The organism is Cupriavidus sp. 05T313, from assembly GCF_056396665.1.
This window is the reverse complement of record NZ_JBFTLX010000049.1, coordinates 94,148-112,688: the sequence shown is the minus strand read 5'-3', so window position 1 is coordinate 112,688 and position 18,541 is coordinate 94,148. Positions and strand designations below refer to the sequence as shown.

At 65.0% G+C, this 18,541-nt stretch carries 14 protein-coding genes; all 14 read left to right on the top strand.

Annotated elements, in window-relative coordinates; translation table 11 throughout:
* Nucleotides 1-73: 73 nt before the first annotated feature.
* Nucleotides 74-937, top strand: a complete 864-nt coding sequence (gene atpB, locus AC1DKD_RS14070; protein WP_441632227.1) for a F0F1 ATP synthase subunit A — start codon at nt 74-76, stop codon at nt 935-937.
* A gap of 63 nt (nt 938-1,000) precedes the next feature.
* Nucleotides 1,001-1,267 carry a F0F1 ATP synthase subunit C gene (atpE, locus tag AC1DKD_RS14065; RefSeq protein ID WP_006157246.1) on the top strand — a complete coding sequence of 89 codons (267 nt, stop codon included), beginning with the start codon at nt 1,001-1,003 and terminating at the stop codon, nt 1,265-1,267.
* 99 nt (nt 1,268-1,366) lie between these two features.
* Complete coding sequence (locus tag AC1DKD_RS14060) at nt 1,367-1,837, top strand: F0F1 ATP synthase subunit B (protein WP_441632228.1); 471 nt, start codon at nt 1,367-1,369, stop codon at nt 1,835-1,837.
* A gap of 2 nt (nt 1,838-1,839) precedes the next feature.
* Nucleotides 1,840-2,379, top strand: a complete 540-nt coding sequence (locus AC1DKD_RS14055; protein WP_441632230.1) for a F0F1 ATP synthase subunit delta — start codon at nt 1,840-1,842, stop codon at nt 2,377-2,379.
* A 52-nt stretch (nt 2,380-2,431) separates the two neighbouring features.
* On the top strand, nt 2,432-3,973 hold the full coding sequence (atpA, locus tag AC1DKD_RS14050; RefSeq protein ID WP_276287619.1) for a F0F1 ATP synthase subunit alpha: 1,542 nt from the start codon (nt 2,432-2,434) through the stop codon (nt 3,971-3,973).
* A 74-nt stretch (nt 3,974-4,047) separates the two neighbouring features.
* On the top strand, nt 4,048-4,923 hold the full coding sequence (gene atpG, locus AC1DKD_RS14045; protein ID WP_441632232.1) for a F0F1 ATP synthase subunit gamma: 876 nt from the start codon (nt 4,048-4,050) through the stop codon (nt 4,921-4,923).
* Between the two features lie 33 nt (nt 4,924-4,956).
* Nucleotides 4,957-6,360, top strand: coding sequence for a F0F1 ATP synthase subunit beta (atpD, locus tag AC1DKD_RS14040; protein WP_441632234.1), 1,404 nt, complete (start codon nt 4,957-4,959; stop codon nt 6,358-6,360).
* A gap of 139 nt (nt 6,361-6,499) precedes the next feature.
* The gene (locus tag AC1DKD_RS14035; protein WP_035873030.1) at nt 6,500-6,916 is read left to right on the top strand and encodes a F0F1 ATP synthase subunit epsilon; all 417 of its coding nucleotides are present in this window, start codon (nt 6,500-6,502) and stop codon (nt 6,914-6,916) included.
* Nucleotides 6,917-7,703: 787 nt separating this feature from the next.
* The gene (locus tag AC1DKD_RS14030; protein ID WP_441632237.1) at nt 7,704-8,681 is read left to right on the top strand and encodes an RsiV family protein; all 978 of its coding nucleotides are present in this window, start codon (nt 7,704-7,706) and stop codon (nt 8,679-8,681) included.
* A gap of 5 nt (nt 8,682-8,686) precedes the next feature.
* Nucleotides 8,687-9,109, top strand: a complete 423-nt coding sequence (locus AC1DKD_RS14025) for a CoA-binding protein (protein WP_035873322.1) — start codon at nt 8,687-8,689, stop codon at nt 9,107-9,109.
* 56 nt (nt 9,110-9,165) lie between these two features.
* Nucleotides 9,166-10,122 (top strand): alpha/beta hydrolase, encoded by a 957-nt coding sequence (locus AC1DKD_RS14020; protein WP_477143374.1) that lies wholly within the window; start codon nt 9,166-9,168, stop codon nt 10,120-10,122.
* A 116-nt stretch (nt 10,123-10,238) separates the two neighbouring features.
* Nucleotides 10,239-11,336, top strand: a complete 1,098-nt coding sequence (hemE, locus tag AC1DKD_RS14015) for a uroporphyrinogen decarboxylase (protein ID WP_477102462.1) — start codon at nt 10,239-10,241, stop codon at nt 11,334-11,336.
* A gap of 574 nt (nt 11,337-11,910) precedes the next feature.
* The gene (locus AC1DKD_RS14010; RefSeq protein ID WP_441632243.1) at nt 11,911-14,229 is read left to right on the top strand and encodes a primosomal protein N'; all 2,319 of its coding nucleotides are present in this window, start codon (nt 11,911-11,913) and stop codon (nt 14,227-14,229) included.
* A gap of 183 nt (nt 14,230-14,412) precedes the next feature.
* Nucleotides 14,413-18,414: a trifunctional transcriptional regulator/proline dehydrogenase/L-glutamate gamma-semialdehyde dehydrogenase gene (gene putA / locus AC1DKD_RS14005; RefSeq protein ID WP_441632244.1), complete on the top strand. Its 4,002-nt coding sequence runs from the start codon at nt 14,413-14,415 to the stop codon at nt 18,412-18,414.
* Nucleotides 18,415-18,541: the final 127 nt, after the last annotated feature.

The following is an 18,541-nucleotide window of genomic DNA, read 5'->3' as shown; positions in this document are numbered from 1 at the left end:
GCTGAAGGCGGTGCAAGAAGCGTACCGGCAAAATGCCGGCAATTGGTTTCGCAATATTACGGTTCGTTTCGACATGTCAGCTGCTCAAGGCGCCGAACAGGCCCTCACCCCCTCCGGCTATATCGCCGAACACTTGCAGAATTTCAACTCGGTCGGCGGCAAGCAAGCCTCCGTGGTTGACTTCAGCATCATCAACTACGACACCGTGTTCTGGTCGGTACTGTGCGGCGCCATCGCCTGCCTGTTCCTGTACGCCGCAGCGCGCCGCGCCACCGCCGGCGTGCCGGGCCGTTTCCAGGCATTCGTCGAAATGATCGTCGAGATGGTCGACGACCAGGCCAAGGGCATCATCCACGGCGACCGTTCCTTCATCGCTCCGCTGGCGCTGATGGTGTTCTGCTGGATCACCGTGATGAACGCCGTCGACTTGATCCCGGTCGACTGGGTCACCGGCCTGAACGGCCTGCTGGGCATCTTCCACATCCACCTGCCGCACCATCGCGCCGTTGCCACGGCCGACCTGAACGGCACGCTGGGCATGTCATGCGCCGTGCTGGTGCTGATGATTTACTACAGCTTCAAGATCAAGGGCGTGGGCGGTTTCGCACATGAGCTGCTGTCGGCCCCGTTCGGCGCCAAGTGGTACCTGGCCCCGTTCAACCTGGTCCTGAACCTGATCGAATTCCTGGCCAAGGCGGTTTCGCTGGGCATGCGGTTGTTCGGCAACATGTACGCCGGCGAACTGGTGTTCCTGCTGATCGCGCTGCTGGGTTCCATCTGGACGTTCAGCGCAGACCTGTCCGCGCTGGGCTTCGTCGGTCACGTACTGGCCGGTGCTGTCTGGGCGATCTTCCACATTCTGATCGTTTTGCTCCAGGCCTTTATTTTCATGATGCTGACGCTGGTGTACATCGGCCAGGCTCACGATCACCACTGATTTTCAAGTTTTCGGTTTTTCGGTTTTTTGGTTCTAAGTCTCTTCTCAATTAAAGGAGTCGTCATGCAAGCATATCTCGCCAACATCCAGGGTCTGACCGCCATCGGTATCGGCATCATCATCGGTCTGGGCGCAATCGGCGCCTGCCTGGGTATCGCCCTGATGGGCGGCAAGTACATCGAAGCGTGCGCACGTCAGCCCGAGCTGATGAACCCGCTGCAAACCAAGATGTTCCTGCTGGCTGGCCTGATCGACGCGGCATTCCTGATCGGTGTTGGTGTTGCAATGCTGTTCGCATTCGCCAACCCGCTGCTGGCTGTCATCAAGTAATTCTTTTCGGTCTGCATGATGCTGACGGGCGGCGCGGGCCACTTAGCCTGGCCGCCCTTGCGCATTTATCTGTAGTTTGATTACCGAAAGGAACACACCATGAATCTGAACGCAACGTTTCTTGCGCAGATGGTCGTGTTCTTCATCCTGTGGTGGGTAGTTGCCAAATTCATTTGGCCGCCGCTGGTGAAGGCGCTCGACGAACGCGCAAAGAAGATCGCCGATGGCCTCGCCGCCGCCGAAAAAGGCAAGGCTGAGCTCGAACTCGCCAACAAGCGTGTGGACCAGGCCCTGGCCGAAGCCCGCACCGAAGGTGCCCAACGCGTCGCCGACGCCGAGAAGCGCGCCCAGCTGACGGCTGACGAGATCAAGCAGAACGCCCAGGCAGAAGCCGCACGCATCATTGCCCAGGCCAAGGCCGAAGCCGATCAGCAAGTTACCCGCGCGCGCGAGCAATTGCGCGACCAGGTCGCCGTGCTGGCCGTCAAGGGTGCCGAGCAGATCCTCAAGCGCGAAGTGAACGCGCAGGTCCACGCGGATCTGCTCAATCAACTCAAGGCTGAGCTCTAATCATGGCTGAAACCGCAACCATTGCCCGTCCCTACGCAGAGGCGCTGTTCCGCGTCGCGACCGAGTCGAGCGGCAATCTGGATGCATGGTCCGAGCTGGTGTCGGAAATGGGGCAAGTTGCCGCCAATCCCGACTTGAAGGCGGTGGCTGGCGATCCGAACGTGCAAGGCGACAAGCTGACCGCACTGTTCCTGTCGGCCCTGAAGTCTCCGGTCAACGACGAAGCCAGGCGCTTTGTCAGCCTGCTGGTGGCTAACCACCGCCTGTCGGTATTGCCGGAAATCGCCGAGCAGTTCCATGCGCTCAAGAACGACCGTGAAGGGTCGGCAGATGTCGAGATCACGAGTGCCTTCCCTATCGAGGGCGCAACCCTGACCGACCTCGTCGCCTCACTCGAACGCAAGTTCGGCCGCAAGCTGCAGCCTTCGGTTGCGGTGGACCCGTCGCTGATTGGCGGCGTGCGCGTCAAGGTCGGCGACGAAGTGCTCGACACCTCCGTGCGTGCGCGCCTGGCAGCAATGCAAGTGGCGCTGACCGCATGATGCGCGTAAGCGCGCATACCGGCCGACGGATTGAAGAATTAGGAGCATTGTGATGCAACTGAACCCCTCAGAAATCAGCGAGCTGATCAAGTCCCGCATCTCGGGTCTTGGCGCTGACGCTGAAGTGCGCAACACCGGCACGGTGATTTCCGTGACCGATGGTATCTGCCGCGTGCACGGCCTGTCCGGCGTGATGCAGGGCGAGATGCTGGAATTCCCCGGCAACACCTTCGGCCTCGCGCTGAACCTCGAGCGCGACTCTGTCGGCGCCGTGGTGCTGGGCGACTACGAACACATTTCCGAAGGCGACCCGGTCAAGTGCACCGGCCGCATTCTGGAAGTGCCGGTTGGCAAGGAACTGCTGGGCCGCGTGGTCAACACGCTGGGCCAGCCGATCGACGGCAAGGGCCCGATCAACGCCAAGGAATTTGACGTGATCGAGAAGGTTGCCCCTGGCGTGATCGCACGCCAGTCGGTTAGCCAGCCGGTGCAGACCGGCCTGAAGTCGATCGACGCGATGGTGCCGATCGGCCGTGGCCAGCGCGAGCTGATCATTGGCGACCGCCAGACCGGCAAGACCGCCGTCGCTGTCGACGCCATCATCAACCAGAAGGGCAAGGGCGTTTTCTGCGTCTACGTGGCAATCGGTCAGAAGGCTTCGACCGTGAACAACGTGGTGCGCAAGCTCGAAGAGCTCGGCGCGATGGAGTACACCATCGTGATCGCGGCAACGGCTTCGGACTCCGCCGCCATGCAGTACCTGGCTGCCTACGCCGGCTGCACGATGGGTGAGTACTTCCGCGACCGCGGCGAAGACGCGCTGATCGTCTATGACGACCTGACCAAGCAAGCCTGGGCCTACCGCCAGGTGTCGCTGCTGCTGCGCCGCCCGCCGGGCCGCGAAGCCTACCCCGGCGACGTGTTCTACCTGCACTCGCGTCTGCTCGAGCGCGCAGCCCGCGTGAACGCCGACTACGTCGAGAAGTTCACCAAGGGTGCCGTGACCGGCAAGACCGGCTCGCTGACCGCGCTGCCCGTGATCGAAACGCAGGCTGGCGACGTGTCCGCCTTCGTGCCGACCAACGTGATCTCGATCACCGACGGCCAGATCTTCCTGGAAACCGACCTGTTCAACGCAGGTATCCGCCCCGCAATCAACGCCGGTATCTCGGTGTCGCGCGTTGGTGGTGCCGCCCAGACCAAGGTCATCAAGAAGCTGTCCGGCGGTATCCGTACCGACCTGGCCCAGTATCGTGAACTGGCTGCGTTCGCGCAGTTCGCTTCCGACCTGGACGATGCCACCCGCAAGCAGCTCGAGCGCGGCCGCCGCGTGACCGAACTGCTCAAGCAGGCTCAATACCTGCCGCTGCAGGTGTGGCAGCTGGCCGCGTCGCTGTACGCAGCCAACAACGGCTTCCTCGACAACGTGGAAGTGAAGGACATTCTCGCGTTCGAGAAGGGCCTGCACGACCATCTGAAGACCAAGTACGCCGACCTCATCAACCGCATCGAAGATACCAAGGATCTGTCGAAGGAAGATGAAGCCACGCTGCGTGCCGCGATCGAGGATTTCAAGAAGTCCGCCGCGTTCTAACCGCGCAATTCCACGAAACTGCGCCGGCGCCGTTGCCATGACGGTGCCGCCGCAGCACGAATGGAGAGGAAGATATGGCCGGAACGAAAGAAATTCGAACCAAGATCAAGAGCGTGCAAAACACGCGCAAGATCACCAAGGCGATGGAGATGGTCGCCGCGTCCAAGATGCGCAAGGCGCAGGAACGGATGCGTAACGCCCGTCCTTACGCTGAGAAAGTGCGCAATATCGCGGCGCACCTGGCTGAAGCCAACCCCGAGTTCAAGCACCCCTTCATGGTGGCGCGCGACATCAAGCGCGTCGGCATGATCGTGGTGACGACCGACAAGGGGCTGTGCGGCGGCATGAACACGAACGTGCTGCGCGCGGTGACCAATGAGCTGCGTGAGCTGCAAGGCCGCGGCGTGCAGGTGCAAAGCACCGCCATTGGTTCCAAGGGCATGCAGTTCCTGGGCCGCATCGGCGCCAAGGTGGTTTCGCACGTGGTGCAGCTCGGTGACACCCCGCATCTGGAAAAACTGATCGGTGCGATCAAGGTCCAGCTCGACGCCTACACCAATGGTGAGGTGGACGCTGTGTACCTGGCTTACACCAAGTTCATCAATACGATGAAGCAGGAGCCGATGGTGGAGCAGCTGCTGCCGCTCCCCGCCGACAAGTTTGCCCAGACCGAAGATGAAAAGCGCGCCTACTCGTGGGATTACATCTACGAGCCCGACGCCCAGACCGTGGTGGAAGAACTGTTGGTCCGCTACGTCGAAGCGCTGGTGTACCAGGCCGTGGCCGAAAACATGGCGTCCGAGCAGTCGGCGCGCATGGTGGCCATGAAGGCTGCATCCGACAACGCCAAGAACGTGATCGGCGAACTGCAACTGGTCTACAACAAGACCCGTCAGGCAGCGATCACCAAGGAACTGTCGGAAATCGTCAGCGGTGCCGCAGCCGTCTAAGGCGTCAAGTATTCAAGCTATCGGAGATACGAAATGAGTATCGGAAATATTGTGCAGTGTATTGGCGCCGTGGTGGACATCGAGTTCCCCCGCGACGCGCTGCCGAAGGTGTACGACGCGCTCGTGCTGGAAGAGAGCAACGAAGCCTCGTTCGCCGAGAAGGGCCTGACCTTCGAAGTGCAGCAACAGCTGGGTGACGGCGTGGTGCGTACCATTGCCCTGGGTTCGTCGGACGGCCTGCGCCGCGGCATGGCGGTGAAGAGCACCGGCGCCCCGATTTCGGTGCCGGTTGGTCAAGGCACCCTGGGCCGCATCATGGACGTGCTGGGTCGTCCCATCGACGATGCCGGCCCGATCGCATCGGACGAGCGGCGCGGTATCCACCAGAAGGCTCCGAAGTTCGACGAACTGTCGCCTTCGGTTGACCTGCTGGAAACCGGCATCAAGGTGATCGACCTGGTCTGCCCGTTCGCAAAGGGCGGTAAGGTTGGCCTGTTCGGTGGCGCCGGCGTTGGCAAGACCGTGAACATGATGGAGCTCATCAACAATATCGCCAAGCAGCACAGCGGTTTGTCGGTGTTCGCCGGCGTGGGCGAGCGTACCCGTGAAGGGAACGACTTCTACCACGAAATGAAGGACTCGAACGTTCTCGACAAGGTGGCCATGGTGTTCGGCCAGATGAACGAGCCGCCGGGCAACCGTCTGCGCGTGGCACTGTCCGGCCTGACCATGGCCGAGAAGTTCCGCGACGAAGGCCGCGACATCCTGTTCTTCGTCGACAACATCTACCGCTACACGCTGGCCGGTACGGAAGTGTCCGCACTGCTGGGCCGTATGCCTTCCGCAGTGGGTTACCAGCCGACGCTGGCCGAGGAAATGGGCAAGCTGCAAGAGCGCATTACCTCGACCAAGACCGGCTCGATCACGTCGATCCAGGCCGTGTACGTGCCTGCGGATGACTTGACCGACCCGTCGCCTGCTACCACCTTCCTGCATCTGGACTCGACCGTCGTGCTGTCGCGTGACATCGCCGCGCTGGGTATCTACCCCGCCGTCGATCCGCTCGACTCGACCTCGCGTCAGCTCGACCCGCAAGTCGTGGGTCAGGAGCACTACGACGTGGCCCGTCGCGTTCAGCAAACGCTGCAGCGCTACAAGGAACTGCGCGACATTATCGCGATTCTGGGCATGGACGAACTGTCGCCGGAAGACAAGCAGGCTGTGTCGCGTGCTCGTAAGATCCAGCGTTTCCTGTCGCAGCCCTTCCACGTCGCGGAAGTGTTCACGGGTTCGCCGGGCAAGTACGTGCCGCTGAAGGAAACCATCCGTGGCTTCAAGATGCTGGTGGACGGCGAGTGCGATCACCTGCCCGAGCAAGCGTTCTACATGGTCGGTTCGATCGACGAAGCCTTCGAGAAGGCCAAGAAGCTCCAGTAAGCGGCGTCTTTCGCTTTCAGCGCCGTAGTGGCGGTTGCCGCGGACAGCAATGTCGGCGGCGGCCGCGCTCAGCCTGAGCGCGGAATACTTGCTTCCTGGCAACGGGAAGCCGAAGCTTTCAGGGACTAAAGGAATTCACATGGCAACCATTCTTGTAGACGTCGTCAGCGCCGAATCGTCGATCTTCTCCGGTCAGGCGAAGTTCGTGGCGCTGCCGGGCGAGTCGGGCGAGCTGGGTATCCTGCCGGGCCATACGCCGCTGATTACGCGTATTCAGCCGGGCGCGGTGCGCATCGAGAAGGAAGACGGCAGCGAAGAGTTCGTGTTCGTGGCCGGCGGGATTCTCGAAGTCCAGCCCAAGCACGTCACCGTGCTGGCGGACACCGCGATCCGCGGCGGCGACCTCGACGAAGCCAAGGCGCAGGAAGCCAAGCGCGCCGCCGAGGAGCTGATGCAGAATCAGAGCAGCGATCTCGACCTGGCACGTGCGCAAGGCGAGCTGGCTGTTGCTACTGCGCAACTGGCTGCCATCGCGCGCCTGCGTCGGAAACGGTAAGAAGAAGCAGTACCGCCGCAGCTGTTGTTTTTTTGGCAGCGGCAAAAAAAAGGCAGCCTCGCGGCTGCCTTTTTTGAATCCCAACGACTATTCTGTCGGCTCAGGACAAAAAAAAGCGCGCGGGCCGGGGAGGCTCCGCGCGGACGGGAAAATCCCTTCGAGGGGTCAATTCGAAGGAACGGGTAAGGTCCAGGTCAACCAACAGGCGCAAACCACTTTCTTGGTGGTCCAACATCCGGTCGGACAGTATTGATCGCATTCAGACGATCTCACCAACCAGAACCGGCACGCGCCAACATCATCTCAACCTGGTACACCGACCGCAGCATCGTCTGCGATCCGGTCAATCTAGGTGGGAATGCTTCCTTAGGCTTTCTTCAATGCGCCCTCCCTTTCTGTTTGGGGGAGGGAACGCCTTTCACAAAAAACTGATTGTGTTAAAGCATTGTGGGGGAAACTTTTGGGGATGGCAGTAACAAAATGTATCGGTTTGCAAGAAGTTGAAAGCGCGGTAACTAAAAAAGCGTCTAAATAGGCGTTTTAGCGCGCATTGCATCTGCTCCGCCGCCAGGCGGCGGGAACATCACCACGTGGCGCGGGTCCGATAGATTTCGCTGAACTCGCCATCCGCTTTGCGGTCCGGCCATCGATTGCCATGCCGCCTCACTCCGCTTTTTCCCCCGTCGCTCCTGCTTCCGCACATACCACAAGAGGCCTTGTCCAGCTTGGCATTGCGGCGCTGTCAACCGCTTCCCTGTTTGCTGGCGGTCTTGCTTGCGCCGCCGAGTTGCAAGCGCCCAATGGCGTGCTGTGGCAGGGCGAGCTTGACGGCGGCGTGCAGGTAGCGCTGACGATTTTCTCGCGCGCCGGGACCGAGCGGGTCGAAGGAACGGCCCGTTACGATTCAATGCTTGCCGCCGCACCACGTCAACTCGATGGCCAATTGACAGCGCAGGGGCGCCTGAGCGTGCGCGAGCGCGACGACGTCCAGGCGCCGGCTGAGTATCCCGAGCCCCGCGCTGGTGCACGTTTCGAAGGCACCGTCTCCGCCGATGGGCTGAGTGCCACCGGGCAGTGGATGAGTATCGATGGTACCCGCCGGCAGACACTAACGCTGACCCGCAAGGCGATTTACCGTGAGCGCACCGTGAAAGTGGCAGGCGCGCAACTTACCGAACGCTTTCCGGAGACTGGCCGCCCCCGACTCGATGCGCTAATTGCATCGCTGCGTGACAGCGGATGCGGTGAGGGCGAGCAGGAATGCCGCAGCGGGATCGAGCTGATGCGCCTCGACGGCGGCGTTGTCAGCCTGCTGCGTACCACCTGGCGCTATAGCGGCGGTGCCCACGGCAGTCTCGACTTTGTCGGCGGCACCTGGCGGAGCGATACTGCCGAATCCGCATCAGCGGCATCCGCGGCGCCGGCCCGGTCTGTCTATACGCCTGTCCGGCTTGCAGACCTGCTGCAGCCGGGCGAGGCTTGCCTGCAAAAACTCAACGACGAACTGCAGGTCGAGCTGAAGCGGCAGGGCGCGGCCGAGCCCGAACGCGGCGCGCTTGATGTGCAAGCCCTGCGTGATACGCGCACTCCATTTATCCTGTACCGCGGTGGCCTGGTAATGCACTATGCGCCTTACGCGGTAGGGCCGTTTGCACAGGGCGCATACCAGGTGGCGGTGCCTTTCGCGCGGCTGGGCAGTTGTGCCCGCCCGCCTGCCACCGGCCGCGACAAATCCCCGGAACCCAACGAGAAGGAACAGACGTGAGCGAGATGCATCAGGCCATACACAGCATGCTGGCGATGAAGACCGTGGCTGTGGTTGGCCTCTCCGACCACCCCGACCGCGCCAGTCACGAAGTGGCTACCTTCCTGCAGCGCCACGGCTACCGTATCGTGCCGGTCAACCCGCGCCATGCCGGCGAGCGCATCCTGGGGGAAACCTGCCACGCCAGCCTGGCCGATGCCGCCGCGGTGCTGGCTGAGTCGGGGCAGCGTATCGAATGGGTCGATATCTTCCGTCGCGCCGCCGACGTGCCTCCGGTGGTCGAGGACGCCATCGCGATCGGCGCCCGCGGGGTCTGGTTTCAGCTCGGCATCGTCAATGACGTCGCCTTCGGCCGGGCCAGCGCCGCCGGCCTGCTGGCGGTGCAGGACCGCTGCAGCAAGATCGAGCTGATGCGCCTCGCGTCCTGATCCCGCTACACTAGCCGGTCGAGCACAGACCAGACAAATTCCACTCGCAAGCAGCCATGGCCATCGATCCCCAGCTCCTCGACTACTATCGCCGTCTCGCCGAGCGCTACGCCGGCCAACCCACACCGGCCGATGCGGCCGGCCGCCGCGCACGCTTCGCCGAGATCGTAGCCACCTCGATCATGCCGGATCCGGAAGGCGTCGTTGCCGCCGATCTGGAGATCCCGCTGCCGGGCCGCACCCTGGCCGCGCGCCTGTTCCGGCCCGAGGCCGTGGCCGAGCCGCGCCTGATCGTCTACTTCCATGGTGGCGGCTGGGTGGTCGGCTCGCATGACACGCACCACAGCGTGGCAGCGCTGCTGGCTGCCGACACGGGCTGCGCGGTGGCGAGCGTGGATTACCGGCTGGCGCCGGAATTTCCATTTCCGGCGCCTTGCGACGACGCGCTGGAAGCCGTCCTGTGGTTCGCCGAGCAGCGCGTGCGCTTGCGCCTGGACGCGGGCTTCCTGGCCGTGGCCGGCGACAGCGCGGGCGGCCACCTGGCGGCGCAGGCGGCGCGCTGGGCCAATGCGCATGCGCGTCCGGGCCTGGTCAACGCCCAGTTGCTGGTCTACCCCGTGACGGCCCCGGTGCTGGCGACCGAAAGCTATCGCGCCTTCGCGGATGGTCCTGGCCTCACACGCGACGAAATGGCCTGGTTCTGGACCGAATTCATCGGTGCCGGGCGCCTCGCCGAAGGCGCTGCCATCGAAGACACGCGCATCCACCTGATGGGCGCCGCGCCGAAGCACCTGCCGCCGGCCAGCGTAGTGATGGTCGCCGCTCACGATGTGCTGCGTGACGACGGCCTGGCTTATGCCGATTACCTGGTGCGCTACGGCGCACCGGTGATCACGCTGGAAGCGAGCGGCATGACGCACGGCTTTGCCCGCCTGCAGCCCGATGTCCCGCGCGCGCGCGAATGGATGCGCCGCGCCGCGCAGGCCTTCAAGGAACTGGCGGCGGATATCTGAGCGGTCGGCCCCGGCGGATTGGCCGCCGGGGCCGCCGCGCCTCGCCTATCGTCCCGAGCCAGCCACAAGACTGCCGGCAGCGACTGGCCATCCCGTAAAATGGCGGTCTTACGAGGATGACCATGACCGCATTGCAGAACGATACCTTCCTGCGCGCGCTGCGCCGGCAACCCACCGAGTACACCCCGCTGTGGCTGATGCGTCAGGCGGGGCGCTACCTGCCTGAATACAACGCCACGCGCGCTCGCGCCGGCAGCTTCCTCGGCCTGGCCAAGAACCCGGCCTACGCGACCGAAGTCACCCTGCAGCCGCTCGAGCGCTATCCGCTCGATGCGGCCATCCTCTTCTCCGACATCCTTACCGTGCCCGACGCCATGGGCCTGGGCCTGTCGTTCGCGCAAGGCGAAGGACCGCGCTTCGCGCATCCCCTGCGTACCGAGGGCGATGTCAAGAAGCTGGCGGTGCCGGACATGGCCTCGCTCTCCTATGTGTTCGACGCGGTCAGCGAGATCCGCCGCGCCCTGGTGCAGGACGGCCGCCAGCGCGTGCCGCTGATCGGTTTCTCGGGTAGCCCCTGGACACTGGCTTGCTACATGGTGGAAGGCGCCGGCTCCTCGGATTTCCGCACGGTCAAGGCCATGATGTACAGCCGCCCGGACCTGATGCACCGCATCCTGGAGATCAACGCCGCGGCAGTCGCGGCCTACCTGAATGCGCAGATCGAGGCTGGCGCGCAGGCGGTGATGCTGTTCGATACCTGGGGCGGTACGCTGGCCGATGGCATGTACCAGGCCTTCTCGCTGGCCTATATGCGCCAGGTGCTGGCTGGGCTGAAGCGCGAGCACGACGGCCAGCAGGTGCCGGCCATCGTGTTCACCAAGGGCGGCGGCCTGTGGCTGGAAGAACTCACCGGCATCGGCGCCGACGCGCTGGGACTGGACTGGACGGTCAACCTGACCCAGGCGCGCCGCCGGACTGGTGGCAAGGTGGCCCTGCAGGGCAACATCGACCCCAATGTGCTGTTTGCGCCGGAGGCCGCGATTCGCGAGCAGGTGCGCGGCGTGCTCGACAGCTATGCCGCCGGCGGCGGCAGCGACGGTCACGTTTTCAACCTGGGTCACGGGATTTCCCAGTTCACGCCGCCCGAGAATGTGACGGTGCTGGTGGACGAGGTACATCGCTACAGCCGGCAACTGCGCGTCGCCGCGACGTGACAGGGGGTGCACGTCTTACCGCCCGCCCAGGGCTGCCATCTGTGCGGCGCAGCGAGCAGGCCTCGCGCGCCGCGCAGGGATGCCCGCGTGCCGGGTGAGGCTTGCAAGAAGCGCTGTCAAGTAAACTATTTTGCAATATTTCGTCCTTTCGGTGCTGGTTCGCGCTTGTCAAGGCTTGACTTATGCACATCAATGGGTTTTCCGCAGTGCAAGAGCGGGTTAGTCCTTAACTCATCTGAGGGAGGTCTGCAAGTCCTTGATTTACAAGGGATTGCATCCAGGCAAGGTCGGGTTGGAATGCCCATGGGAGCCTTGTTTTACGGGCGTTTGCGGGAACTCCGGGCGAGTTTTCAACAAAGTTATCCACAGGCGGTGCCCGAGGCCGGGAAAACCAGCCATCTATCATCGACTTAGGGGCACATTTGAAGCGTTACTTTAAGTTGATGTTGCGCCGCACACTTAATTTGGCCGAAATGCGGCCTGGCGCCGGTCTGCACACGCTTCGGGCCTCTTTGCCCCATTGTGGAACGTACCTGCTGCTGCGCTCCGTGTCCGGGTCGGGAGGCGCAGTGTGATGTCCCCGGCGATCCCCGGGGAAGCCGGGTCGGCAGCGGCACCGGCAAGCGTTGCGGGCAGGGATGGTGCCCCGCTCGCCGTGGTGCAGGTGGCGCTCGATACACCGGCCGACGACGTTTTCGACTACCTTGCCGGTCCCGAAGTACAGCCAGGCGATCTGGTGGCCGTGCCGTTTGGCCGCCGCATGCTGGTGGGCGTGGCGGTATCGCGTTCGGCGCACTCGGACGTACCTGCCGAGCGCCTGCGTCCCGTCGCCCAGCACCTGGACTGGCTGCCGCCGCTCGGCGCGCACTGGGTCGCCCTGGCGGCGTTTGCCGCCCGCTACTATCACCGCTGCCTGGGCGAAGTCATGTTGCCTGCGCTGCCTCCGGCGCTGCGCGAAGCCGACGGCTGGGCGCGGCTGGCCCTGCGTGCCCGCAGCGAGCATTACCGCGTAGTCCCGGGGCAAGGCGCGGCCCTGCTGGCGGCGGTGCCGGCGCGTGCGCGTACCGTGCTGGCGCTGGCACAGGCGCTGGTAGCCGCCGCGGAGGACGGGCCGGCGGTATCCGCTGCCGAGGCGCGTGCGCTGTGCAGCGCCGCCCCGTCGCGCCTGGCGGAGTGGGCCGGGGCCGGCTGGGTGACCTCCGAGCGTGCCGACCGGCCTTTGCTGGGCACGCCTGCGGCAAGCGAGCCGTCCGCCGCGCCGCCGCTGCACGACGAGCAGCGCGTGGCTGTGGAAGCGATCGTGCAGGCCACGGGATTCTCACCTTTCCTGCTCCACGGCGTGACCGGCAGCGGCAAGACCGAGGTGTACCTGCACGCCATGGCCGAAGTGCTGGCGCGGGATGCGCAGGCGCAGGTACTGATGCTGGTGCCCGAAATCAACCTCACCCCGCAGTTGCAGGGCCGCATTGCCGCGCGTTTCCCGCATCTGCCGCTGGCGGTGCTGCACAGCGGCCTGGCCGACCAGGAGCGCACCCTGCAATGGCTGGCCGCGCACCGCGGCGAGGCCCGCATCGTGCTGGGCACGCGCCTGGCGGTCATGGCTTCGTTGCCGCACCTGGCGCTGATCGTGGTCGACGAGGAGCACGATACCTCCTACAAGCAGCAGGAAGGCCTGCGCTACTCGGCCCGCGACCTCGCGGTATGGCGCGCCAAGCAGCTTGGCGCCGCGGTGGTACTGGGCTCGGCCACACCGTCGATGGAGTCCTGGTGGCGCGCCGAGCAGGGCACCTACCGCAAGCTGGTGCTGCGCGAGCGCGCCCAGACCGACGCCACGCTGCCGACAGTGCGCCTGATCGATATCAACCAGGAGCGCCAGCGCCAGCGCGCGCTCTACGAAGGCCTGTCGGTGCCTTTGCTCAACGCCATCGAGGCTCGCCTGAAGCGTGGCGAGCAGAGCCTGCTTTTTCTCAACCGGCGCGGCTATGCGCCGGTGCTGGCCTGCGACAGCTGTGGCTGGCTTTCCGGCTGCCCGCGCTGCTCGGCCTACCTGGTGCTGCACCGGCCGGAGCGCCGCCTGCGCTGCCATCACTGCGGGCTGGAATCACCGGTGCCGCATCACTGCCCGGACTGCGGCAACGTGGACGTCGCGCCGCTTGGGCGGGGCACCCAGCGCATCGAGGAGGCCCTGGCCGCGCGTTTCCCGCAAGCGCGCATTGCCCGCATCGACGCCGATTCCACGCGCCGCAAGGGCAGCGCCCAGGCCATGTTCGACGAAGTGCACGCGGGCGAGGTCGACATCCTGGTCGGCACCCAGATGGTGGCCAAGGGACACGATTTCCAGCGTGTGACGCTGGTCGGCATCGTCCATCCCGACGCCGCCATGTTCAGCCATGATTTCCGCGCCGCCGAGCACTTGTTCGCCTCGCTGATGCAGGTGGCCGGCCGCGCCGGACGGGCAGGGCTGGCTGGCGAAGTACTGATCCAGACACGCTATCCCGACGCATCGGCATTGCAGGCATTGGTACGCCATGACTATGATGGATTCGCGGCCACGCAGTTGCGCGAGCGCCGGCAGGCCGGGTTGCCCCCGTTTGCTTACCAGGTGCTGGTCACGGCCGAGCATGCCCAGCTGGAACGCGCGCTGGCTTTCCTGCAAAGCGCGCGCAACCGCGCAGATGCATGCCCCATGGCGCCGGAGGTGCAACTCCATGACCCGGTGCCGATGTCGATGGTGCGCGTATTCAACCGGGAGCGTGCGCAGATGCTGGTAGAGAGCACATCACGCCTTGCGCTGCAGCGGTTTATCAGCGAGTGGGTGCAAACTTTTGGTGATGCAATGGCCGATGCCAAGGGCGTGCGCTGGCAACTGGAGATCGATCCGCTGCGAATTTGAATCCGTTCCGGAACGCGCTGAGGCCAGCGCAGCGCCAGGTACGGTGCAACCCACATTTTTGGATTGGCATGGGTGGTTGTACCTAGTTGCACCTTTGGTTTGCCCCAGAGTATGATCGCGCCATCTGCAGGTTTCCTCGCGGTATCGGGAACCAGCGTTCGCGTCTTACGGAGAATCAAGCGCATGGCCACCACCACCCTTGGCGTCAAACTCGACGACGCCTCCCGCGAGCGCCTCAAGCGCGTTGCCCAGTCAATCGACCGCACGCCGCACTGGCTGATCAAGCAGGCAATATTTACGTATCTGGAGCAGGTCGAGCGAGGCAACGTCCCGCATGAGACCAGTGCCGCGGGCATGGGGGGCGAGGGTGCGGCGGATGGCGCCGACGGCTTCGACGCGGGGACCGGCGAAGGCGCGGTGCAACCCTTCCTGGAGTTTGCCCAGAGCGTGCAGCCGCAGTCGGTGCTGCGTGCCGCCATCACCGCTGCTTACCGCCGCCCGGAACCCGAGTGCGTGCCGGTGCTGCTGGAACAGGCCCGCCTGCCGCACCAACAGGCCGAAGCCGCCCTGGCCATGGCCCGGACCCTGGCCACGCGGCTGCGCGAACGCAAGGTCGGCACGGGCCGGGAAGGGCTGGTACAGGGTCTGATCCAGGAGTTCTCGCTGTCTTCCCAGGAAGGCGTGGCGCTGATGTGCCTGGCCGAAGCGCTGCTGCGTATTCCCGACAAGGCCACCCGCGACGCGCTGATCCGCGACAAGATCAGCGGCGCCAACTGGCAGTCGCACCTGGGCCAGAGCCCGTCCGTATTCGTCAACGCCGCGACCTGGGGCCTGCTGTTCACCGGCAAGCTGGTGGCCACCCATACCGAGGCCGGTCTGTCCAAGGCGCTCACCCGCATCATCGGAAAGGGCGGCGAGCCGCTGATCCGCAAGGGCGTGGACATGGCGATGCGCCTGATGGGCGAGCAGTTCGTCACCGGTGAGACCATTTCCGAGGCGCTCGCCAACGCACGCAAGTACGAGGCCGAGGGCTTCCGCTACTCCTACGACATGCTGGGCGAGGCGGCCATGACCGAGGCCGACGCGCAGCGCTACCTGGCCTCCTACGAGCAGGCCATCAACGCCATCGGCCAGGCCTCGCGCGGGCGCGGCATCTATGAAGGCCCCGGCATCTCGATCAAGCTTTCGGCCTTGCATCCACGCTACAGCCGCGCGCAGCACGAGCGCGTGGTCAGCGAACTGTATGGCCGCCTCAAGTCCCTGACCCTGCTGGCCCGGCAGTACGACATCGGCATCAATATCGACGCCGAGGAAGCCGACCGCCTGGAAATCTCGCTCGACCTGCTGGAGCGTCTGTGCTTCGAGCCCGAGCTGGCTGGCTGGAACGGCATCGGCTTCGTGGTGCAGGGCTACCAGAAGCGCTGCCCCTTCGTGATCGACTACCTGATCGACCTGGCACGCCGCAGCCGCCACCGCCTGATGATCCGTCTGGTCAAGGGCGCGTACTGGGACAGCGAGATCAAGCGCGCCCAGGTGGACGGGCTGGAGGGTTATCCGGTCTATACCCGCAAGGTCTATACCGACGTGTCCTACGTGGCCTGCGCGCGCAAGCTGCTGTCGGTGCCGGACGCCATCTACCCGCAGTTCGCCACCCATAACGCCCACACGCTGGCGGCCATCTACCAGATCGCCGGCCACAATTACTATCCCGGCCAGTACGAGTTCCAGTGCCTGCACGGCATGGGCGAGCCGCTGTACGACCAGGTGGTCGGCCCGCTGGCCGACGGCAAGTTCAACCGTCCATGCCGCATCTACGCGCCGGTAGGCACGCACGAGACGCTGCTTGCCTACCTGGTGCGCCGCCTGCTGGAAAACGGCGCCAACACGTCCTTCGTGAACCGCATCGCCGACGACACCATCTCGCTGGACGAACTGGTGGCCGATCCGGTCACCGTGGTCGAGCGCATGCACGCCGACGAAGGCGCGCTTGGTCTGCCGCATCCGCGTATCCCGCAGCCGCGCAGCCTTTATGGCGAATCGCGGCCCAACTCCGCCGGTATCGACCTTTCCAACGAACATCGCCTTGCCTCGCTGTCCTCGGCGCTGCTGGCCGGTACCAGCGAGGCCGTCAGTGCCGTGCCGCTGCTGGGCGTGGAAGCCGCTGCCGGCGCGGACGCCGGCCAGCCCGCTCCTGTGCGCAATCCGTCCGACCTGCGTGACGTGGTCGGCCATGTCACCGAAGCCAGCATGGCCGAGGTGGAAGCCGCGCTGCAGGCCGCCGTCAATGCCGCGCCGATCTGGCAGGCGACCCCGGCGGACGTCCGTGCGGTCGCGCTCGAACGCGCGGCGGAACTGATGGAAGCGCAGATGCAGTCCCTGATGGGCATCATCATGCGCGAGGCCGGCAAGACCTTCTCCAACGCCATCGCCGAAGTGCGCGAGGCCGTGGACTTCCTGCGCTACTACGCCGCGCAGGTACGCGAGACCTTCTCCAGCGATACCCACCGCCCGCTGGGGCCGGTGGTCTGTATCAGCCCGTGGAATTTCCCGCTCGCCATCTTTACCGGCCAGGTCGCTGCCGCGCTGGCCGCCGGCAATACGGTGCTGGCCAAGCCCGCCGAGCAGACCCCGCTGATCGCTGCCCAGGCCGTGCGCCTGCTGCGCGAAGCCGGCGTGCCGGCCGGCGCGGTGCAGTTGCTGCCGGGCCGTGGCGAGACCGTGGGCGCCGCGCTGGTGGGCGACGCCCGCGTCAAGGGCGTGATGTTCACCGGCTCCACCGAAGTGGCGCGCCTGCTGCAACGCAGCGTGGCCGGCCGGCTGGACGCCGCCGGCCGCCCGGTGCCGCTGATCGCCGAGACCGGTGGCCAGAACGCGATGATCGTCGATTCTTCCGCGCTGGCGGAACAGGTGGTGGGCGATGTGGTGAATTCCGCTTTTGACTCCGCCGGCCAGCGCTGCTCCGCGCTGCGCGTGCTGTGCCTGCAGGAAGAAGTGGCCGACCGCGTGCTGGAGATGCTCAAGGGCGCCATGGACGAACTCACCATGGGCAACCCGGACCGGCTGTCGACCGACGTCGGACCGGTCATCGACGAGGAAGCGCGCAACAATATCGTGCGCCATATCGACGCCATGCGCGCCAAGGGCCGCCGCGTCCACCAGGCCGATCCGAACGGCGCGGCCAGCGCCGCCTGCCGCAACGGCACCTTTGTGTCGCCGACGCTGATCGAACTCGACAGCATCGAGGAGTTGCAGCGCGAAGTCTTCGGCCCCGTGCTGCACGTGGTGCGCTATCCGCGCACCGGGCTCGACACCTTGCTTGATCAGATCAACGGCACCGGCTACGGCCTGACCATGGGCATCCATACCCGTATCGACGAGACCATTGAACACATCGTGGAGCGGGCGGAGGTGGGCAATCTCTACGTCAACCGCAATATCGTCGGCGCGGTGGTCGGCGTGCAGCCCTTTGGCGGCGAAGGCCTGTCCGGCACCGGTCCCAAGGCCGGCGGCCCGCTCTACCTGCACCGCCTGCTATCGGTCTGCCCGCAGGACGCCGTGGCCCGCGTGGTGCGCGCCTCCGATACGCTCGGCGGCGCCGATGCAACCAGCCCGGTGCGCCGCGCGCTGGCCGATGCACTGGCTACGCTCAAGGAATGGGCCCAGCACGAGAGCGCGGCACTCCCCGAACTGGCGACGGTGTGCGAACGCTTTGCGGCCGCCTCGGCAGCCGGCCTGTCGGTCACGTTGCCCGGCCCGACCGGCGAACGCAACACCTATACGCTGCTGCCGCGCGCGGCCGTGCTGTGCCTGGCCCAGCAGGAGGCCGACCTGGCCACCCAGCTGGCAGCGGTGCTGGCCGCCGGCAGCCAGGCAGTATGGCCCGAAAGCCCCATGGCGCGGGCGCTGTTTGCACGGCTGCCCAAGGCAGTACAATCGCGCGTCCGCCTGGTGCCCGACTGGGCTGCCGGCGACACGAATTTCGATGCGGTGTTGCACCACGGCGATTCCGACCAGTTGCGCACCGTGTGCGAGAAACTGGCCACGCGTCAGGGTCCGATCATTTCGGTGCAAGGCCTGGCTCACGGTGAACCGAATGTGGCCATCGAGCGTTTGTTGATCGAGCGTTCGCTGTCCGTCAACACGGCGGCGGCGGGCGGCAATGCCAGTTTGATGACGATCGGCTGACCGGCCGGCCGTCGATCGAAGCGACGCGAGGCAGCGGCGATCCCGCAGACCTCGCGTATTTGAAAAATCGGGGAGCGTTTCGCGCCACACCCGGACGCGTCCAAAAGCGCAGCAAGGCTATCCAAAA